This is a genomic window from Coprobacillus sp., from assembly GCF_984815275.1.
Window position 1 is genome coordinate 1 of record NZ_CFJNYH010000033.1, and the last position, 15360, is coordinate 15360.

Genomic DNA, 15360 nt, shown 5'->3' on the forward strand with positions numbered 1-15360 from the left:
GTTAAATAAAAGAAAAAGTACTTATAGAGTGCAATGTCATAAATAAAAAATTCGTAGAAAGAAGGAGTATGATAATGAGTAAATCAGCATCTGATAAATTTAAACAGTGAGCTGAAGAGTGTGCCTAAGATCATTTTGATGACTTTAAGTTGCTATAGTTAGATAATTTGTCGTTGTAGACTGTACATCCCATAAATGGCTTAAAGATGCATAAAGTATGATATGTGGTTATTTATGAAACGGTAATCTATGTGTTAATGTGTGAATAAGCCAGTATACAAAAGAAAAAAGAATTAGTATAATCTGGTTCATACTCGATTTTGGGCAAATAAAAAATAAGAGATTTCTTTTTCTATTGTATTCTCAATAGAAAAAGAAATCTCTTTTAAATGTCATTACCCTAAAGCAAGAAAGAACTTCAATTGTTGTAATGTGTCTTTTTAATTATGTGATTCTGACTTGAGAGGTTAATTAGCTCTGTCTTTTATCGTTTTGTGATACATTTTTTTTACGTCATTCGTTTCAACTATTTTTACTTTATTATAAATCCCAAGTCTTTTTAGTTCCTTTACAATTAATTTTTTGGTTTCTTTATCAGTAAATGGTAATACTAAAACAGTCCCATGTTTTTTTATATGATAAATATCTAAATCTCTTATATATTTAATGACTTGTTCTCTTGTTGTTGCTTTTTTATATATAACAGACATTCAATTTCCTCCCTTTCTATTCTTATATTAGACTAAATACCATTAAGTCACCCCTTAATATCACTCTCTTAAGACACTTGTGTTTTTGGTAATATTAAATAAAAAGATGAAGGAGTGCGTGAATAATGGATATGATAGATTATGGTAAAATAATTTTTGATATAAAACCAGCTATGAAGAAGTATAACAAGACTAGAACATATATTAAACATGCGTGTGTCCTGGATAATAGAGTTTTGAAGAGATATTATGAGGGGACAATTACAAAACCAGATTTAGAAATACTTGCTAGGATTTGTTATGCAATAGGTTGTACACTCGATGAGGTTATGTTCTATCAGCCTCCTGAAAAAAGATCTATATTATAATTATAGAATATGTAAATTGGTTATTTGAATAAAAGCATTAAATTGTTATAAGTATTCATCAAGATAGCAAATTAACAGTATATTTTATAAGATTAGCCATTTAATGAATCTAGAATTAGTTCATTGAAAATCCGATCCATAATCATACTTTCTTTAAATAATTCGTTATTACCTGATGTAACTAATTGAAAGCAGTAATTTATAATTGCATTAGAAAGAGCTTCTTTAAATATTGTATTGGATATAGAGCAAAATTTTAAGTTTTTCAATTCAAAATTATTTGTTAATCTAAATATAACATATTTTTTTATAAAATACTCAAATTGTGCTAAGTATATATCTTTCTTTAATGGATTATTTTCAAATGGCGTTAATAGAAGATTTGAACGAAGTTTATCTCTGTTACCAAGATCACTATAGAAAAAATACATTGGTAGAACACCAACGATTAAATCAATATCCATATAGTGTTGCTCTTTTATACTTGATATTTTATCGAAAAGTTTTAAAGCCTCAATTATAGGAGTATTTAAATCTCTTTTTAAAGAACAAGGGATTTCAATTTTTATACTATTCAGTTTGTTAATGTAGTTTAACTCTTGATCTATTCCAATACAGTCCAAAACATTATTTTCTTTATAAAAAACTAAATATTTATCATTACAACTTTTTAATAAATTATTTGATAATACATAATCTAAGTCTTTATATGTGTTGGAGAAGATAGCATTCTTAGGATAATTGTTTTTGGGTATAAATTCTTCTTGTAGATATTCTAATGTTTTAAAAAAATTATTAATATTCATAATTGTAGCTCCTTATATATATCACCGCTATGTCGGTGAGGAAATGTAAAAAATAAAAAACTATAATAAATGTAGTAGAGAGGGGTGTGCTTTCATCATGATTTCTTATAGACCATTTTTTGAAACTATCAAAAGAAAAGGCATATCCCAATATTCTTTAGAGAATGAATATAATATTTCGAAAGGGACACTAGACAGTTTGCGACAGAACAAAAATATAACACTCTATACTGTTGAAAATTTATGTGATAAATTAAATTGTGAACCTTGGGATATATTTGAATTAATAAAAGAAAAGTAATTCAGAAATGATTCATATTGTAGTATATGAATTTTTTATTTTCAACATAATAGGATATACTTAATCACGATTTCTTCTTGTTTCTAATTGGTGTTCTCCTATTAGTTCTATTTGGTAAACTAGATTATCAAACTCATCATTTTTTTCACCTGTATATGAATAAACAGTATCATTATAAAGATCAATATCACTAAATTCTTTGATTTTGGATCTGACCATTTTAGAAAATTCTTCATAAGTAATGGAATTTGATTTTTTTTCTTTATTTATATTTAACTTTGTTTTTATATATTTCTTTACGAAATATAATATCTGAGAAAAATATATATCTTTTATCAATGTGATTCCCATAAATTTTTCATTTAAATTACAATAATCTATTAGATTTTTTTCAAGAAAGTCATCTAGATACGGAAAAGGAATATCTAATTGTGCATCAAAGAATGGATTATGTTCTAAGGATGATATAATGGCCAAAAGCCATATTGCCTCTGTAAAACTACTGTTAAAGGCATTTGGGTCATAATCATTTAAATAAATCTGCTCATTGTTTAATTGTTTTATATATTCAAGATAAGTATCAATACCAAAAGATTTTAGTTCAATGAAATTATCAAGTTCACTATAAACAAGATAATTTTCATCTGTAGAAGATAACTCTATGTCGTACTTATCTAAATCTTTTTTTCTGTAGTTACCAAAGAAAAAAACATTTTTATTAGGTATTTCATTTATATCTGGCATCATATCCTTTCTAAGTAAATCTAGCGATTTAAAAAAATCGTATATATACATAATTTATCTCTCCCTTCATGTTATGCATAAATAATACATATTAGCATAATATCATATATATGCTTCTATGTCACCCTCTAATATCACTCTCTTTTGACACTTTTCAACAATCCTGATAAGTTTTATAGTACTATAAGATGAATAATAGAAAAATATCTATTATTCAATTGATGTAAATGTAATCGGGTATATAAAAGTGAAAGTTTTATTTAATTTATATAATCATATAATTAATAATAGGTTTAATTATAAAAAACACATCAACTAATAATTATCCAATTAAATTGATGTGTTTTTACACTGTAATTTATAGACACATTTGTTTAGTTAAGATATGCTAAAACCATAAATTATGTTTGAACTAATTCTATATGTGTTTTGTTTACATTGATCATTGGAATTACCTTCTATTGTATAAATGATATTATTTTCTACTTTTTCTACTACTCCCACATGATCACTAATACCATCTTGTTGCCAGTCAAAGAAAATTAAATCTCCAGTTTTAGGAATATAGTTTTTATCTCCCCATAATCCTTTATTTTGATAGTATTTTATACCATCTTTAACTGCTGAAAATTTTGGTATTGTAATATTAAGATCTCCTGACTGATATGCACACCAACTCACAAAACAGGCACACCACTCAACTCGTTCTTTATATCCATACCAAGACCAGTAAGGTGTACCACCTTGATTTCCTACTTGCGATAATGCAATATTGACTAATTTACTATTACTTGTTCCTAAACTTGCAAATTGATAATACCTCATAACATGTGGAACATACTCAGGATCTCCATAACTGTTCCAGCCATGCTCACGTGCTTGTTCATCTGCAAACACTTTAGCATTACCTTGTGAATAAGCTCCAAAGTTTTTTACTGCCCATTCAATATAACCATTGCCAAAGTTATATCCCTGCATTGCTAGACTTAATAGAGGAATATCTAGTGGATCAGTACAGTTTGCTCTTTTCAGACAGTCTGCAAAATTTTGAACACCTACTTGAATTGAATACTCTGGCTCAGTAATAGCATTTGGTGTATTAGGAAATTTTGTATTAAAGGAACATTCTGAGGATTGCATTGGATCAGTTCCTTTACCACCGCTTTCCTGCATCATGATTGCCTGCAAAGCATTAACAAAATGAGGTATTTCATACTCATCTGCATACTTTTGAATGATTGGAGTATACTCAATAACTTCCTGTGATAACTGATTACCACTTCCACTGCTGGAACTTCCAGTCATAAAGATTCCACCAATTAGGGCAATCAGTAATATAATAAGAATTGCAATCCAGCCAACTGAACAAAGAAAAGCAAGTGATGTCCTTGTTGTATCAATTATTCTTTTAACAGTACTGATGCCTTTTTTTGATACTGTCCATGATTTACGACCTATTATTTTTACTGTATGATAGGATTCTTTTGATATTTGTTTAGATTTAATGGCTGACTGTTTTGCTAATTCCTGAGAAGTCTTGATGGTTGTTTTAGAAGTATTTTTAATTGCTTTACCACTGTTTTTTGTATTTTTGATATTTGATTTGGATGCTTTGATATCTTTTTTTGTTTTACTGCCTGAAGTCTTGATGTTTGTTTGAGCAGGTTCTTTTGTCTTTATTTTATTAGAAGAAGATTCAGTTATTTCATTATCTATATAGGCTTTTTTACGTTTTCTTCTTTCTTTAACAAGCCTGTATCCTTTTTGAGTTTGGATCTTTGCTTCTATACCAGTCTTATTAATAAAATGTTCAGCATTTTCGTTGACTTTTTTAATAGCATAATCATCTGGACTTGTATATTGAGATTGTGTATTTTCTTCAATATGTTCTTTTGTTTTTGCAGAAATATTACGAATATGTTCTCCAGCAATTAGAGCCTTATCAATTGATTTAACATTTTTGATGATATCTCTCGTTTTAATTGATTTGCTCATCTTTCTTTTCCCGTATTTTTTCGATAAGGCTGTTCTTTGCAGTATTCAGGATATCTCATTTTAACTGCTTCAAAAAAATATGGAGCATATTCACAAGCGAACAATTCTGAAGGTGTACTTTCATTTTCATAGCCATCTTGTGTATAGCCGTTCCATAAATTAAAGGCTAATCTTGTTGTTAGATCAGAACCGCTAGTTTGCCATGGTTGATTTAGGCCACTAATGATAATGGAATCATTTTTTTTATTATATAACTCATTAATATGATATCTACAGTCTTTGTCTATCCCAAGTGTATAGAAAAGTGAAAGGTGATACGTATCATTGTTTTTACAACTGTTAACAAGTGTATAAAAAAATTGTTCGTGTTCTTTTGATTTGAATTTCATAATTGGTTTCTCCTATTCGTTAAAATAGGGCAGATTATCTCTGCCCCAAATGTATTTCGTTTTTACTTTTTAACTTTGCATTTGCTGGTTCGCTGTTTGTTTTCTTTATATCCTTCAGTTCTGATTTAACTGATTTTTTTGGTTCTTCTTTTTTTTCTAATTCAGATAGGGTGTTTAATACAGCATCTGTCTTAACTGACATTTTTGTAAATACAGACATACAGAAGAATATATTTTCCTGTGTTTTTGAAATCAAACCTTTATTAGTATTACGTGGAGTTATTTCCTTTGTATCTTTACCGATAAACATTCTGCCAACGTTTTTTAAATGTGAATTGGCTTCATGGATCTCATTACCAAGTTTTGATAAATAATCAATGTTTTGATCCATTGATTTTGTAGCACTGTCTAAGCCTTTTTTTATGGTTTCAATCATACCTTTAACATTAAGTTTTTTAACAGCTGCAGTTAAAGCTGATTTACCTTGTCTTTTAAAATCATTAACTGCTTTATCAACTGTTTTTAAAACATGTTGTTTTAGTTTTATTAAGGAGTTTTTTGCATCGTTGACTTTTGCTGTTACTTTGTCAACGGCTTTATTTGCGGTTGCACGAAATGTTTTGTCCTGAATAGTATTTAATTCCTGTTTTACACTTCTCAGTTCTTCTAAAACTGTATCAAATTGATTTTCCATTTGATCAATATATTGTATAAGATAATCAAATTCCTTTTTTTGATCACTCATACCATTTTCACCTAAGAGCTGGCTAAACTTTTTGATATTTTCCTGCTGTGATAATATTTGTTTTTCCATAATTAATGATCCTTTCTATAATGTGGAAAGATAGAAATTATCTTTCTCTATTTTCATTTGTTTTTTTCCTTTGACTTGAACGCTCATTCATATCATTAAATTCAGTAGCAACTAGATTATCTTCATTAAGAACAATATCACCATTATGATATTTATGTTTGACCTTAAGGATTGCTTCTCTTAATGAATTGGCTTCAATCTGGCAGATATGACTTAACGTTTCTTTGATCTCAATGTTATATTTATTCATATTGTTTTCCTTTCATAGAATTTTGACGATCTGTTGGCTTGGTTGTCATTAACTGATACAGTTTGGTATCTTTTGGGAACTGATTAATAAATGGAACTAACGAACTTCCATATTTGATTAGACCACACCCAGCATCAGCATTAGTGATATAGGACATTTGTTCATCACTGATACTTAACAGTTTGGCAAGTTTCTGTCTGTCTTGTGAAGCCTGATTCAACATCACAATAAATTCAGAGTTAGATAACATTGTACTTGCTGTTACAGAAGCTAATAAATATTCTACGTTTTGGGTAATTCCCGTTGGATACCCATCTCTTTTTCTGAACTGACGCCATGCACTGTTAAAAAAGGATGCTGAATACTCATTTTCAAATACAACATGAAATTCATCAATAAAGACATGAGTTCGGATTCCTTTTTTCCAGTTATCCGTAACTCGATTTATCATTGCATCGGTAATAACCAACAACCCCATAGTTTTAAGCTGTTTTCCTAAATCCATGATGTCGTAAACAATCATGCGATTATTTGTATCTACATTTGTTTTATGGGCGAAGGCATTTAATGAACCGTCTGTGAATAATTCCATTTCAAGTGCAAGATTATCTGCTTCCTTTTCTGGCTGTTCTAATAACTTCTCTCTTAATACGCAAAGGGTTGGCAACTTACCACCATTTTGATAATCCTCATAGACTAGAGCAACACAGCGGTCAATGATTGATTTTTCTTTTGCTCCTAACCCATTTTTATTCAGCTGCTCAAACAATGATAAGATGAACTCAGACTTATCAATAACAGGATTTTTGCCTTCTCCATAACCTTGTGTCATATCCATTGCATTGATATGGTCATCACTGCCTGCAGCAATATGGATAACCTCGCCACCTAGTGTTTTGATAAGTGCTGAATACTCATTTTCGGGATCACATACTAAGATATCATCGTTGGTGCTTAAGGCTAAAAAGACAATCAGTTCTTTAGCACTGAATGATTTCCCTGATCCTGGTACACCTAGTAAGAACGCTGACTGATTTAACAGATTTTCTTTGTTGACCATAATCAGATTATGCGATATTGCATTTTCACCATAGTAGATACCATCTTTATCCATGATCTCCTGAACTCTAAAAGGGTTTAATACTGCAAGGCTTTCTGTAGTGAGGGTACGAAGTGCATTGATCTTACGAAGACCAATTGGCAAAGCGGTATTTAGCCCATCCATCTGCTGAAAATTGAGAGGTGCCATTTGACATAGATGTTTTCGAGCAGTCGTTAATAACGTTTCACTGTCTGCTTCTAACTGTTCTAAACTGTCAGCTGTGAGTACAAAGGTTAAAACTGCAAACATCATTCGCTGATCTCTCGTGGTTAGATCATCTAAAAATTCTTTTGCTTCTTTTCTCTGCTGTTCCATATCGTAAGGGATAACAGCTGAAAAGTTGTTGCTAGCATTTTGTCGGCGTTGCCAGTTAGTTATATTTGTTTCTACACCTAATAATCTGTTTTCTACTTCTCTTACTGCTTCATCAGTTGGAACTGGAATCACATCAATACTCATCATCAGATTATGATTCATATCAGTTAATTCAGCAATCATACTATCCTTGATGTAACTGGCATATTCCTTCAAAAAAAGAACTCGACCATATCGTGTTCCCATAGTAAAATAATCTTTCTTAAATTCAAAACTGTCAGGACAGATATAATCCTTGAAATCATGTCCTTTTTTCATTAACTGCTTAAGATCAATATTGAAAAACATTTCTTCACCAGTTCGATAGAAATCATGCAGTATTTGTAATCGCTCAACTGCATTCAAGACTTTACATTTAGAATCGAGTCTTGCAAGATGGGCGGTCATATCAGTAGTAACACGACGAAAATATACTTTAGCATCTTCATAGTTTTTTCTAAATATTGATACAGTTAAATACATTTCTCTAATCATACCATTAGTTCCCATTGCTTTATCCAGTAACATCTGATTGTACTCCTTACGATATTGATCAAGTTCATCATTCATTAAAGGCAGTAATATTTCCTTTTCAAAATTCTCTTTATTCAATCGTCTTAATGATATTGTTATTTTAGTGGTTGCACCACTATCAAATGAGTTTAGTAGTTCTGAATATTCTAGGAACATTGCTTCTTTATCTTCACGTGATGCAACTGCATAGTTGATATCAGTAAATTTATACGTAATAGAAAACTTGTTTTTTCCTACCTGAAAGATACCATCATTGTAGATAGTATCAATAGGAATGATCTGCTGTATCTTTTTTGGCACTTTAAATTTCTCTTTATCCTGTTTGGTTAAATTACTTAACGTTTTTATCACGTTTTAACTCCTCTCTTTCTTTATTTGCTATATAGGGAATGAAGGCTTCCCAATAGACATTATTGCTTTCAAACTTGATTTCTCTAGGAATCAGTAATTCTGATTTGATCCATGCCCAGATAAACTGCTCTGCTGTAAGTCCGTTATAGGTAATAAAACCTAATACCGCAAATGGGGAAGCTCCTAAAATACAAAGCCATGATAATGTTTCTAATCCAAAATAGGGTTTCATTATAAAATACAATCCAACTGCCATAAGGCAGGACAGAATAGAAAAAATGAACTGTCTAAGTGACAGTCCAAAATAGATAGATTCAGTATAATTACGAATCTCCTTGTTTACTTTTACTTCCATTTTTAATCTCCTTTTCAAAATTGCACATTTGCACCTGATAAATTTTCTGTTATACTTATAACCAAATAGGAGGGGATCATTATGCCATTATTTGTAATATTATTAGGTATTAGTGTGCTATTATTCTTTATTTCATTAGCCATGAAAATTGCAGGTAAGTTACGATTAACATTACCGTTTGTTTATCTGTTGATTGCTGTTATCAGCACATTCTTTACAAGGTGGACAACTGAAAATGAACAGTTAGTTTTATATGGTCTATATGCAACGATTGCTATTAGTATCTTAAGCTGGCTGAAATCACTAAAAGATTTCATTAACGACAGAAGATATGCTAAAGCAGTTGAAGATGATGTTTCATGGCAGATTCAACAGGCAAGAGAACGTGGTATTTCACTTGATGATGTTTATATTGATTCTCAGGGAACACTGCGTCACAATGAAACTAATAAACCAGTAATTTAAGATGTTACAATAACATCTTTTTTTGTTTATAAGCCCATCATTTCTCTAACAACCCGATCTGACATTTTCACCGCTCCTACAAGGACTAGCATATTGAAAATTAATTCGCCTACATAACTCCATACCTGAGTAACTGCCTGAGCAGTTTCATCTACTGCAGGTGGAGATGACGCAAACAATGAGAAGATGATACATGCTAATACAACGATTGCTCCCTCTAGGCAGACTGCACAGTATGATTTTAAAAAGGATTTACCAATATTCTGTGTTGGTTCACCGCCAAAGGTAGATAACGGTACTGGTGCTATTGCTGTATACAGATACAGTCTGAAAAAGCGACCATAGACACTCATTATCATGACAAAGCTTAATATAGTAATAAATAATCCGCCAATTAAGGTCACAGCCCACAATGGGATTGAATCAAAAAAGCCAACATCTTCTATTGCAGTAATAAGTGAATCGGGAAGTACTGTATCTGTTGCTGCACCAAATCCTGCACTGTTCATAATTGTCGATACAATTCCCTGTACAATCTCAAATAATGCAATCATCAGTTCTAGACCATAAGTGACAACTCCTTTTGCTAAGGCAAAACGAATAAATATCTTTAGTGCATGTTCAGGTTTCTTGACTTCTGAAAATGATCCGCAAGTTTTCATTACACCAACAACAAAAAATAAAACTAATAGAGCGAGACCAATGGCCATTAGTGCTCCATTAATCTGCTCGATAACTTGCCAAATGCCTCCACCTTTAAAATCTTTGGGTGATTGGGTAATGATGCTCCATATTTCAGCTAACTTTTCGTTCCATGTGTTTAAAGCATTCTGCAGGTTTTGAACGATCCAGTTATCACTTTCCATTAGCCTGCGATAGTATTCAAAATTTCTTTAGCGAATGTAATAATAACACCACCTGCAAGTGTCAAGAAACCATTCGCTCTTTGACTTGGATCATGAGATTTTAAACTCAGACCGATTTGAACAATACCAAAGCCAAGCAAAATCATCCCGATTGCTCGAATTAATCCAAAGATAAAATTACTAAGGTTATTAATAACTGTTAGTGGATCTCCTTCAGCATGAACAGGAGTCAATCCTAGTGTAAAGAATGCGACTAATACTACATATATAATAGATAATACTTTCCCTTTACGAGTTAGTGTTTGTTTTTCTTTCATTTAATAATTCCTCCATATTTTTTATTCATCAGCAAAAACAAATTCAGCATCACTTAAATCAAAATCCAAAGCATCATCAATATCATAAGTTAATGATACTGAAGCAATCGCTTCTGTAATTTCTCCATGATGATATTCCAAATCTTTATCACCGTTATCTGGTGTCATAGATACATTTGGATGATGAGTGATTTCATATTTTTTATCCATGATGGGACGTTCTCCACGTATGAATAAAATAGCCAGTTCATTATCCAATAACCTTACTTCATCAGGAGTTAAAAGCTCACGTCCATTATTTTGATAATTGGTAGAATAGTTACCGCTATGACCTGTGCTTTTACCATAAGTGTTGGTATCTATTGTTGCTTTACCTAATAGCTCTGATACATATTTATGAGTACTTTGCTCATTTCCTCCGAGATATAAAAATTCATCACAGTTACCAACAATGCTTTCCCACTGTTTTTCAAACAGTGCTTTTAGCTGAGCAAGGTTTTGAAGAATAATTGAGACGGATACCTCTCTACTACGCATGACAGAAAGTATCTTGTCAAAATCATCCGGCAAGCTGACATTAGCAAACTCATCCATTAGGAAATGGACATGAACAGGCAAACGTCCATGATATTTATGGTCAGCAACCCAGAACAACTGCTGAAACAATTGTGTATATAAAATTGAGATTAGAAAGTTGAACGACGTATCGTTATCAGGAATAATGGCAAATAATGCCACTTTCTTTTCACCGATACTTGTCATATCTAATTCATCAGTCTGTGTTAATTTCGATAAAGATTCAAGATTGAACTTTTCCAATCTTGCTGCTAAAGTAATCTGAATAGATTTTAAGGTTTTCGCTGATCCTGAATGATAATCTCGATAATACTTCACTGCGATATGATTAGGATCTCTTTGTTCCAGACGAAAGAAAAGTACATCTAATGGGGACTGATAATAGTCATCATCTTCATGTACTTCGCCAGCACGTAACATTTCCATAACCATAGGGAAGTTCTGTTCATCTTCTGGTGCTTCATATTTAAGATAAAAAATTAGTGCCAGCAGTAACATAGATGCAGCAGTGTCCCAAAACGGATCCTGACTTTGTGAGCCTTTAGGTGTTGTTGCCTTAAATAGATTAGTAACTAACTTTTGTACATCATTATCATTTTTTAAATAAGCAAACGGGTTATAACAAAATGATTTATCCATATTAATAAGGTCTAATACACGGACTTCATATCCCGTTTTCTTAAGCATATGACCAGTATCTCTCGTAAGCTATAGCGATAGGTAATCTTTTGAAGTAATCTCCAGATTTTCCCCCGCTCTAAACCGTACGTGAAACTTTCGCTTCATACGGCTTGCCATCATGTTTTTTAAGTAAAAGTTTAATTTAATGTATTTGAATGTCTGTTGTACAGTTTCACTATTTTCTTTTTCATCTCTGTTTCAAGATTTAAATCTTCAACAATGGTATTCATGTTACTGTTTGACTGAAAAATAAAATTGGCGAAATTTCGTTGTATGATTACTATGTTTGTATATCCATCTCGATTTCGTTCTTTATGTGGTTCTTTTCTAATGGCGATACACTGATTAGGAATCAACTTTCCTTTTGATATATAGCACTTCCCTTTTTGTACGATATATGCTGAAATAATGTTATCATTAAATTCTATCGTTTCTACCGGGTCTCTTATATGCTGTAGTTCTCCTAATTCATTTGACGATACTTCCAGTAAATCATCATGTATCTTTTTTCTGCCTGCCTTTGTATAGTCACATATATTCTGACTAAAGTTCAGAGGATTAAATCTCTTTACCGCATTTATAGGCAGTAGCCCTTTTTCTCCAATCGTATAGATTTTAGTATTTGGCTGAATTCCATATGTTCTGTTTTTAAATCTTTCATCCATTTCTGAAAATTTTCTTACTTTAGCTGTCTTTCTAAGCCGTATCCTCAATGAAGGCAACATTGCATAATTAACTTCTGTCAGGTTATTATAGATGTTTGTTGCTACTCTGTAATAGTTCTGTATCCCCAATACCGTAGAATTATATATATCTATATATTTATTTCTGTCTTTATTGGCAATATCCAGAAGTCTGTTCTTCATTGTTTTCTTTGCTTTAGAGATTGCTTTTCTATTCATATCCGTTTTCGCTACAAAACCATTTCTCGTTTTTCCTTTGGGAATGACTTTGATTTTAAATCCTAAAAAATCAGATGAATTCTTTTTCAAATTCACTACTTTGGATTTATCTGTATTTATTTCTAAACACAGCCGTTTATCCAGAAAATCAACAGTCGCATAATAGTAACGCTGAGCTTCTTCATAACTTGTGCACATGATTTTGAAATCGTCACAGTAACGAACTATATAACCTTTCTTCAGGTTGGTATACTTTTTTGCATATCTTCCAAAACCTTTTCCTTTAAAGTTGCCACTTGTTTTAAAATGTTCCCATTGACTGCTGACCCACCAGTCTAGTTCATTCAGTACTATCAACGATAACAGCGGGCTGATAATACCGCCCTGAGGCGTCCCTCTGGTTGGTATTCCTTCCCCATATATCTCTGCCTTGAGCATTTTACTAATAATGGACAGGACTCTTTTATCCCTTATCCCCAGTGTCCACATCTGTTTTAACAATTTTCCATGGTTTACATTATCAAAGAAGCCTTTGATGTCTATATCTACACAGTAATAGTGCCTGGCTAGATTGATTAATGTTACAACTCTGCTGATTGCATGCTCACAGCTTCTGTTCTGTCTGAAACCATAGGAATGATTATAAAACTTTGGCTCGCATACTGGTTCTAATACTTGCAGTATACACTGTTGTACTAGTCTGTCCCAGATAGTAGGTATTCCAAGCGGTCGGGTTTTATCACTGCCCGGCTTTGGAATATACACTCTTTTGACCGGCTGAGGCTGGTAGTTATTCAGCTTGTTTCGAATCTTTTGTATAACATACTGCTCCGAACATTTTTGAATATCTTTAATGGTTTTGCCGTCAACACCGGCAGTAGTACTTCCACTATTAGTTTTTATATTTCTGTATGCTAAACGAATATTTTGTTTTGATGTAATAATTTCATACAGTTTGTAAAAATTATTTCCATTCTTACTGTCTGCATAAAGTCTATCAAAGACTTCCTGCATATTGTAATACTCATTATTACGTAACTTCTTCTTTGTTTTCTGTATGGTCTGTACCCTCCTTCCATGGCAGAAGTAATACATCTCTTAGTCTTACTCGAACCCATACGTCTTCTTCTAATTAAACTTTTACTTTATCAACATGACTAGTGCCTATCCCTCCACCACTTGTTATCATGGCTTCACAGGTACCGTGGCACCGCTCTCACTGACATCAATCTAACTTATACATTCTGTTTTCGTTAGAACCGTTTCATAGAAAGTAAATTCTCCACGTTGTCAGCTTTCAACGTTCCGAATATGTTATCTGTTCATTTTACCCTTAGGTCACTTCTATGAGCCTGCTGCCTTGACAGTGCCTGTAACACTGTATGGTCTTTCATAAAGGCGGAGTTTTACTCAACCACAGCAGCGACACTGTTTGTGTCACTAAGCATTTCTACTTAGTCCCGATATAGACCCGTACATTCGAAGTTTCGTCAGCGGGAATGTCACCCCGCATTCTAACCATAGGTAACTTATAGACTTCCGGCATATAGGATACATCACTTACCTCTAAATGATTTTCGTCAACTTTACTTGTTACGGTATCTCTCTGCCGACTTCACCGAGCTTCTGACATTTCTATGTTTACTCATATCCATGCCAGTCGGAGGATCAAAGTTAGCCTTTCAAAGCGTTACCTTATCATTCGACTAATCACATATTCAGTTCTCCATTTCAAATTCAATATTTTTAAATTTGAGATGTGCGTACACTTTTCATGTACGAACGTCTCGCACCACCTTTAGGATCTAATACGACAAAACTGGTATTGCCCTGTAAAAGATTAGGTTTTGCATAAAATCTTGTCTTACCAGCACCACTACCTCCACAGATCAAAGTGAGTAGATTACGTCGATGTTTTCGGCTTTTATAGCTGATACGGACATTTTGTGTCAATATCTTATCTTCAATGGGTTTCTTACTTGAATATTTTTTATTCACTTTTGTAATGGAACCCCATTTTGCTGAACCATGTTCTTCGCCACGACGATAGTTCTTTTTGGTAGAATAATAGATTCCAATACCTGCACCATAAATACATAGAAAAAGGAAGATAGTTTTTAGGCTATCTTCCATCCATGTAATAGATAATGGATTGTTTAAGGCATTGGTCATATCAGCAAGATGTGCAAATATACCTCCTCTAAATAAATAGGGTGCTAATAACAAAGCTATCCAGATAACTGGAATAGTACCAGCGAGGTAAAGCGCAATATATGTCTGATTATGTTCATCGCTCACTGCGATCACATCCTTTATATCTTTCTTTGGCTTCAATGACTTTTAGTAAGGTATTATCAATGATTTCAGTATCCTGATCGTTTTTGATCATTTCAGTTCTTCTGTCATTGAGAGTGTTTAAAATAATACCATAATCATATCTATCAAGCCTAAGTGTATATATTTCTTTCATGGCGTATCCC

17 protein-coding genes and 1 pseudogene are annotated in these 15360 nt (G+C 32.3%); 3 read left to right on the forward strand and 15 right to left on the reverse strand.

Features of this window, described 5'->3' with window-relative positions:
• Window positions 1–467: 467 nt before the first annotated feature.
• The gene (locus AC5M21_RS11820) at window positions 468–710 is read right to left on the reverse strand and encodes a hypothetical protein (RefSeq protein ID WP_008787723.1); all 243 of its coding nucleotides are present in this window, start codon (window positions 708–710) and stop codon (window positions 468–470) included.
• 125 nt (window positions 711–835) lie between these two features.
• Here AC5M21_RS11820 and AC5M21_RS11825 point away from each other — a divergent pair, with 125 nt between their 5' ends.
• Window positions 836–1078 (forward strand): helix-turn-helix domain-containing protein, encoded by a 243-nt coding sequence (locus AC5M21_RS11825; protein ID WP_008787724.1) that lies wholly within the window; start codon window positions 836–838, stop codon window positions 1076–1078.
• 92 nt (window positions 1079–1170) lie between these two features.
• Here the strand turns inward: AC5M21_RS11825 and AC5M21_RS11830 are convergent, their stop codons facing one another.
• Window positions 1171–1884 (reverse strand): hypothetical protein, encoded by a 714-nt coding sequence (locus AC5M21_RS11830; RefSeq protein WP_008787725.1) that lies wholly within the window; start codon window positions 1882–1884, stop codon window positions 1171–1173.
• A 97-nt stretch (window positions 1885–1981) separates the two neighbouring features.
• Here AC5M21_RS11830 and AC5M21_RS11835 point away from each other — a divergent pair, with 97 nt between their 5' ends.
• Window positions 1982–2185: a helix-turn-helix domain-containing protein gene (locus tag AC5M21_RS11835; RefSeq protein ID WP_008787726.1), complete on the forward strand. Its 204-nt coding sequence runs from the start codon at window positions 1982–1984 to the stop codon at window positions 2183–2185.
• A 60-nt stretch (window positions 2186–2245) separates the two neighbouring features.
• On the opposite strand, the gene AC5M21_RS11840 is transcribed toward AC5M21_RS11835, so the two are convergent.
• From AC5M21_RS11840 to AC5M21_RS11870, 7 genes are all read right to left on the reverse strand, one after another.
• Window positions 2246–2980 carry a hypothetical protein gene (locus AC5M21_RS11840; RefSeq protein ID WP_008787727.1) on the reverse strand — a complete coding sequence of 245 codons (735 nt, stop codon included), beginning with the start codon at window positions 2978–2980 and terminating at the stop codon, window positions 2246–2248.
• 327 nt (window positions 2981–3307) lie between these two features.
• The gene (locus AC5M21_RS11845; RefSeq protein ID WP_117581860.1) at window positions 3308–4924 is read right to left on the reverse strand and encodes a lysozyme family protein; all 1617 of its coding nucleotides are present in this window, start codon (window positions 4922–4924) and stop codon (window positions 3308–3310) included.
• Window positions 4921–5313 (reverse strand): DUF6075 family protein, encoded by a 393-nt coding sequence (locus tag AC5M21_RS11850; RefSeq protein WP_008787729.1) that lies wholly within the window; start codon window positions 5311–5313, stop codon window positions 4921–4923. Before AC5M21_RS11850 ends, AC5M21_RS11845 begins: the two co-directional genes overlap by 4 nt.
• Before the next feature lie 34 nt (window positions 5314–5347).
• Complete coding sequence (locus AC5M21_RS11855) at window positions 5348–6127, reverse strand: DUF6674 family protein (RefSeq protein ID WP_008787730.1); 780 nt, start codon at window positions 6125–6127, stop codon at window positions 5348–5350.
• Between the two features lie 37 nt (window positions 6128–6164).
• Window positions 6165–6377 (reverse strand): DpnD/PcfM family protein, encoded by a 213-nt coding sequence (locus AC5M21_RS11860; protein ID WP_017143868.1) that lies wholly within the window; start codon window positions 6375–6377, stop codon window positions 6165–6167.
• Window positions 6370–8718 (reverse strand): VirB4-like conjugal transfer ATPase, CD1110 family, encoded by a 2349-nt coding sequence (locus AC5M21_RS11865; RefSeq protein ID WP_008787732.1) that lies wholly within the window; start codon window positions 8716–8718, stop codon window positions 6370–6372. Before AC5M21_RS11865 ends, AC5M21_RS11860 begins: the two co-directional genes overlap by 8 nt.
• Window positions 8699–9073, reverse strand: a complete 375-nt coding sequence (locus tag AC5M21_RS11870) for a PrgI family protein (protein ID WP_008787733.1) — start codon at window positions 9071–9073, stop codon at window positions 8699–8701. The genes AC5M21_RS11865 and AC5M21_RS11870 overlap by 20 nt, the downstream gene beginning before the upstream one ends.
• Before the next feature lie 81 nt (window positions 9074–9154).
• Here AC5M21_RS11870 and AC5M21_RS11875 point away from each other — a divergent pair, with 81 nt between their 5' ends.
• Complete coding sequence (locus tag AC5M21_RS11875; RefSeq protein WP_493531497.1) at window positions 9155–9538, forward strand: hypothetical protein; 384 nt, start codon at window positions 9155–9157, stop codon at window positions 9536–9538.
• A gap of 26 nt (window positions 9539–9564) precedes the next feature.
• On the opposite strand, the gene AC5M21_RS11880 is transcribed toward AC5M21_RS11875, so the two are convergent.
• The 6 genes and pseudogenes from AC5M21_RS11880 to AC5M21_RS11905 form a co-directional block, all read right to left on the reverse strand.
• A complete protein-coding gene (locus tag AC5M21_RS11880; RefSeq protein WP_008787735.1) occupies window positions 9565–10404 on the reverse strand; it encodes a VirB6/TrbL-like conjugal transfer protein, CD1112 family in 840 nt (279 codons plus the stop codon).
• A complete protein-coding gene (locus tag AC5M21_RS11885; protein ID WP_008787736.1) occupies window positions 10404–10721 on the reverse strand; it encodes a hypothetical protein in 318 nt (105 codons plus the stop codon). Before AC5M21_RS11885 ends, AC5M21_RS11880 begins: the two co-directional genes overlap by 1 nt.
• Window positions 10722–10742: 21 nt before the next feature.
• A pseudogene (locus tag AC5M21_RS11890) lies at window positions 10743–12005 on the reverse strand (VirD4-like conjugal transfer protein, CD1115 family); the annotation flags it as partial.
• A 110-nt stretch (window positions 12006–12115) separates the two neighbouring features.
• Entirely contained in the window at window positions 12116–13894 is a 1779-nt protein-coding gene (gene ltrA, locus AC5M21_RS11895) for a group II intron reverse transcriptase/maturase (RefSeq protein ID WP_434470037.1), read from the reverse strand.
• Window positions 13895–14626: 732 nt separating this feature from the next.
• A complete protein-coding gene (locus AC5M21_RS11900) occupies window positions 14627–15178 on the reverse strand; it encodes a type IV secretory system conjugative DNA transfer family protein (protein ID WP_238637663.1) in 552 nt (183 codons plus the stop codon).
• Entirely contained in the window at window positions 15168–15350 is a 183-nt protein-coding gene (locus AC5M21_RS11905; protein ID WP_008787738.1) for a hypothetical protein, read from the reverse strand. Before AC5M21_RS11905 ends, AC5M21_RS11900 begins: the two co-directional genes overlap by 11 nt.
• Window positions 15351–15360 lie beyond the last annotated feature (10 nt).

Excerpts from the sequence above, each read along its gene's own strand:
- AC5M21_RS11820 (WP_008787723.1), bottom strand. The coding sequence starts at position 710 with ATGTCTGTTATATATAAAAAAGCAACAACAAGAGAACAAGTCATTAAA.
- AC5M21_RS11825 (WP_008787724.1), top strand. The coding sequence starts at position 836 with ATGGATATGATAGATTATGGTAAAATAATTTTTGATATAAAACCAGCT.
- AC5M21_RS11830 (WP_008787725.1), bottom strand. The coding sequence starts at position 1,884 with ATGAATATTAATAATTTTTTTAAAACATTAGAATATCTACAAGAAGAA.
- AC5M21_RS11835 (WP_008787726.1), top strand. The coding sequence starts at position 1,982 with ATGATTTCTTATAGACCATTTTTTGAAACTATCAAAAGAAAAGGCATA.
- AC5M21_RS11840 (WP_008787727.1), bottom strand. The coding sequence starts at position 2,980 with ATGTATATATACGATTTTTTTAAATCGCTAGATTTACTTAGAAAGGAT.
- AC5M21_RS11845 (WP_117581860.1), bottom strand. The coding sequence starts at position 4,924 with ATGAGCAAATCAATTAAAACGAGAGATATCATCAAAAATGTTAAATCA.
- AC5M21_RS11850 (WP_008787729.1), bottom strand. The coding sequence starts at position 5,313 with ATGAAATTCAAATCAAAAGAACACGAACAATTTTTTTATACACTTGTT.
- AC5M21_RS11855 (WP_008787730.1), bottom strand. The coding sequence starts at position 6,127 with ATGGAAAAACAAATATTATCACAGCAGGAAAATATCAAAAAGTTTAGC.
- AC5M21_RS11860 (WP_017143868.1), bottom strand. The coding sequence starts at position 6,377 with ATGAATAAATATAACATTGAGATCAAAGAAACGTTAAGTCATATCTGC.
- AC5M21_RS11870 (WP_008787733.1), bottom strand. The coding sequence starts at position 9,073 with ATGGAAGTAAAAGTAAACAAGGAGATTCGTAATTATACTGAATCTATC.
- AC5M21_RS11875 (WP_493531497.1), top strand. The coding sequence starts at position 9,155 with ATGCCATTATTTGTAATATTATTAGGTATTAGTGTGCTATTATTCTTT.
- AC5M21_RS11880 (WP_008787735.1), bottom strand. The coding sequence starts at position 10,404 with ATGGAAAGTGATAACTGGATCGTTCAAAACCTGCAGAATGCTTTAAAC.
- AC5M21_RS11885 (WP_008787736.1), bottom strand. The coding sequence starts at position 10,721 with ATGAAAGAAAAACAAACACTAACTCGTAAAGGGAAAGTATTATCTATT.
- ltrA (WP_434470037.1), bottom strand. The coding sequence starts at position 13,894 with ATGCAGGAAGTCTTTGATAGACTTTATGCAGACAGTAAGAATGGAAAT.
- AC5M21_RS11905 (WP_008787738.1), bottom strand. The coding sequence starts at position 15,350 with ATGAAAGAAATATATACACTTAGGCTTGATAGATATGATTATGGTATT.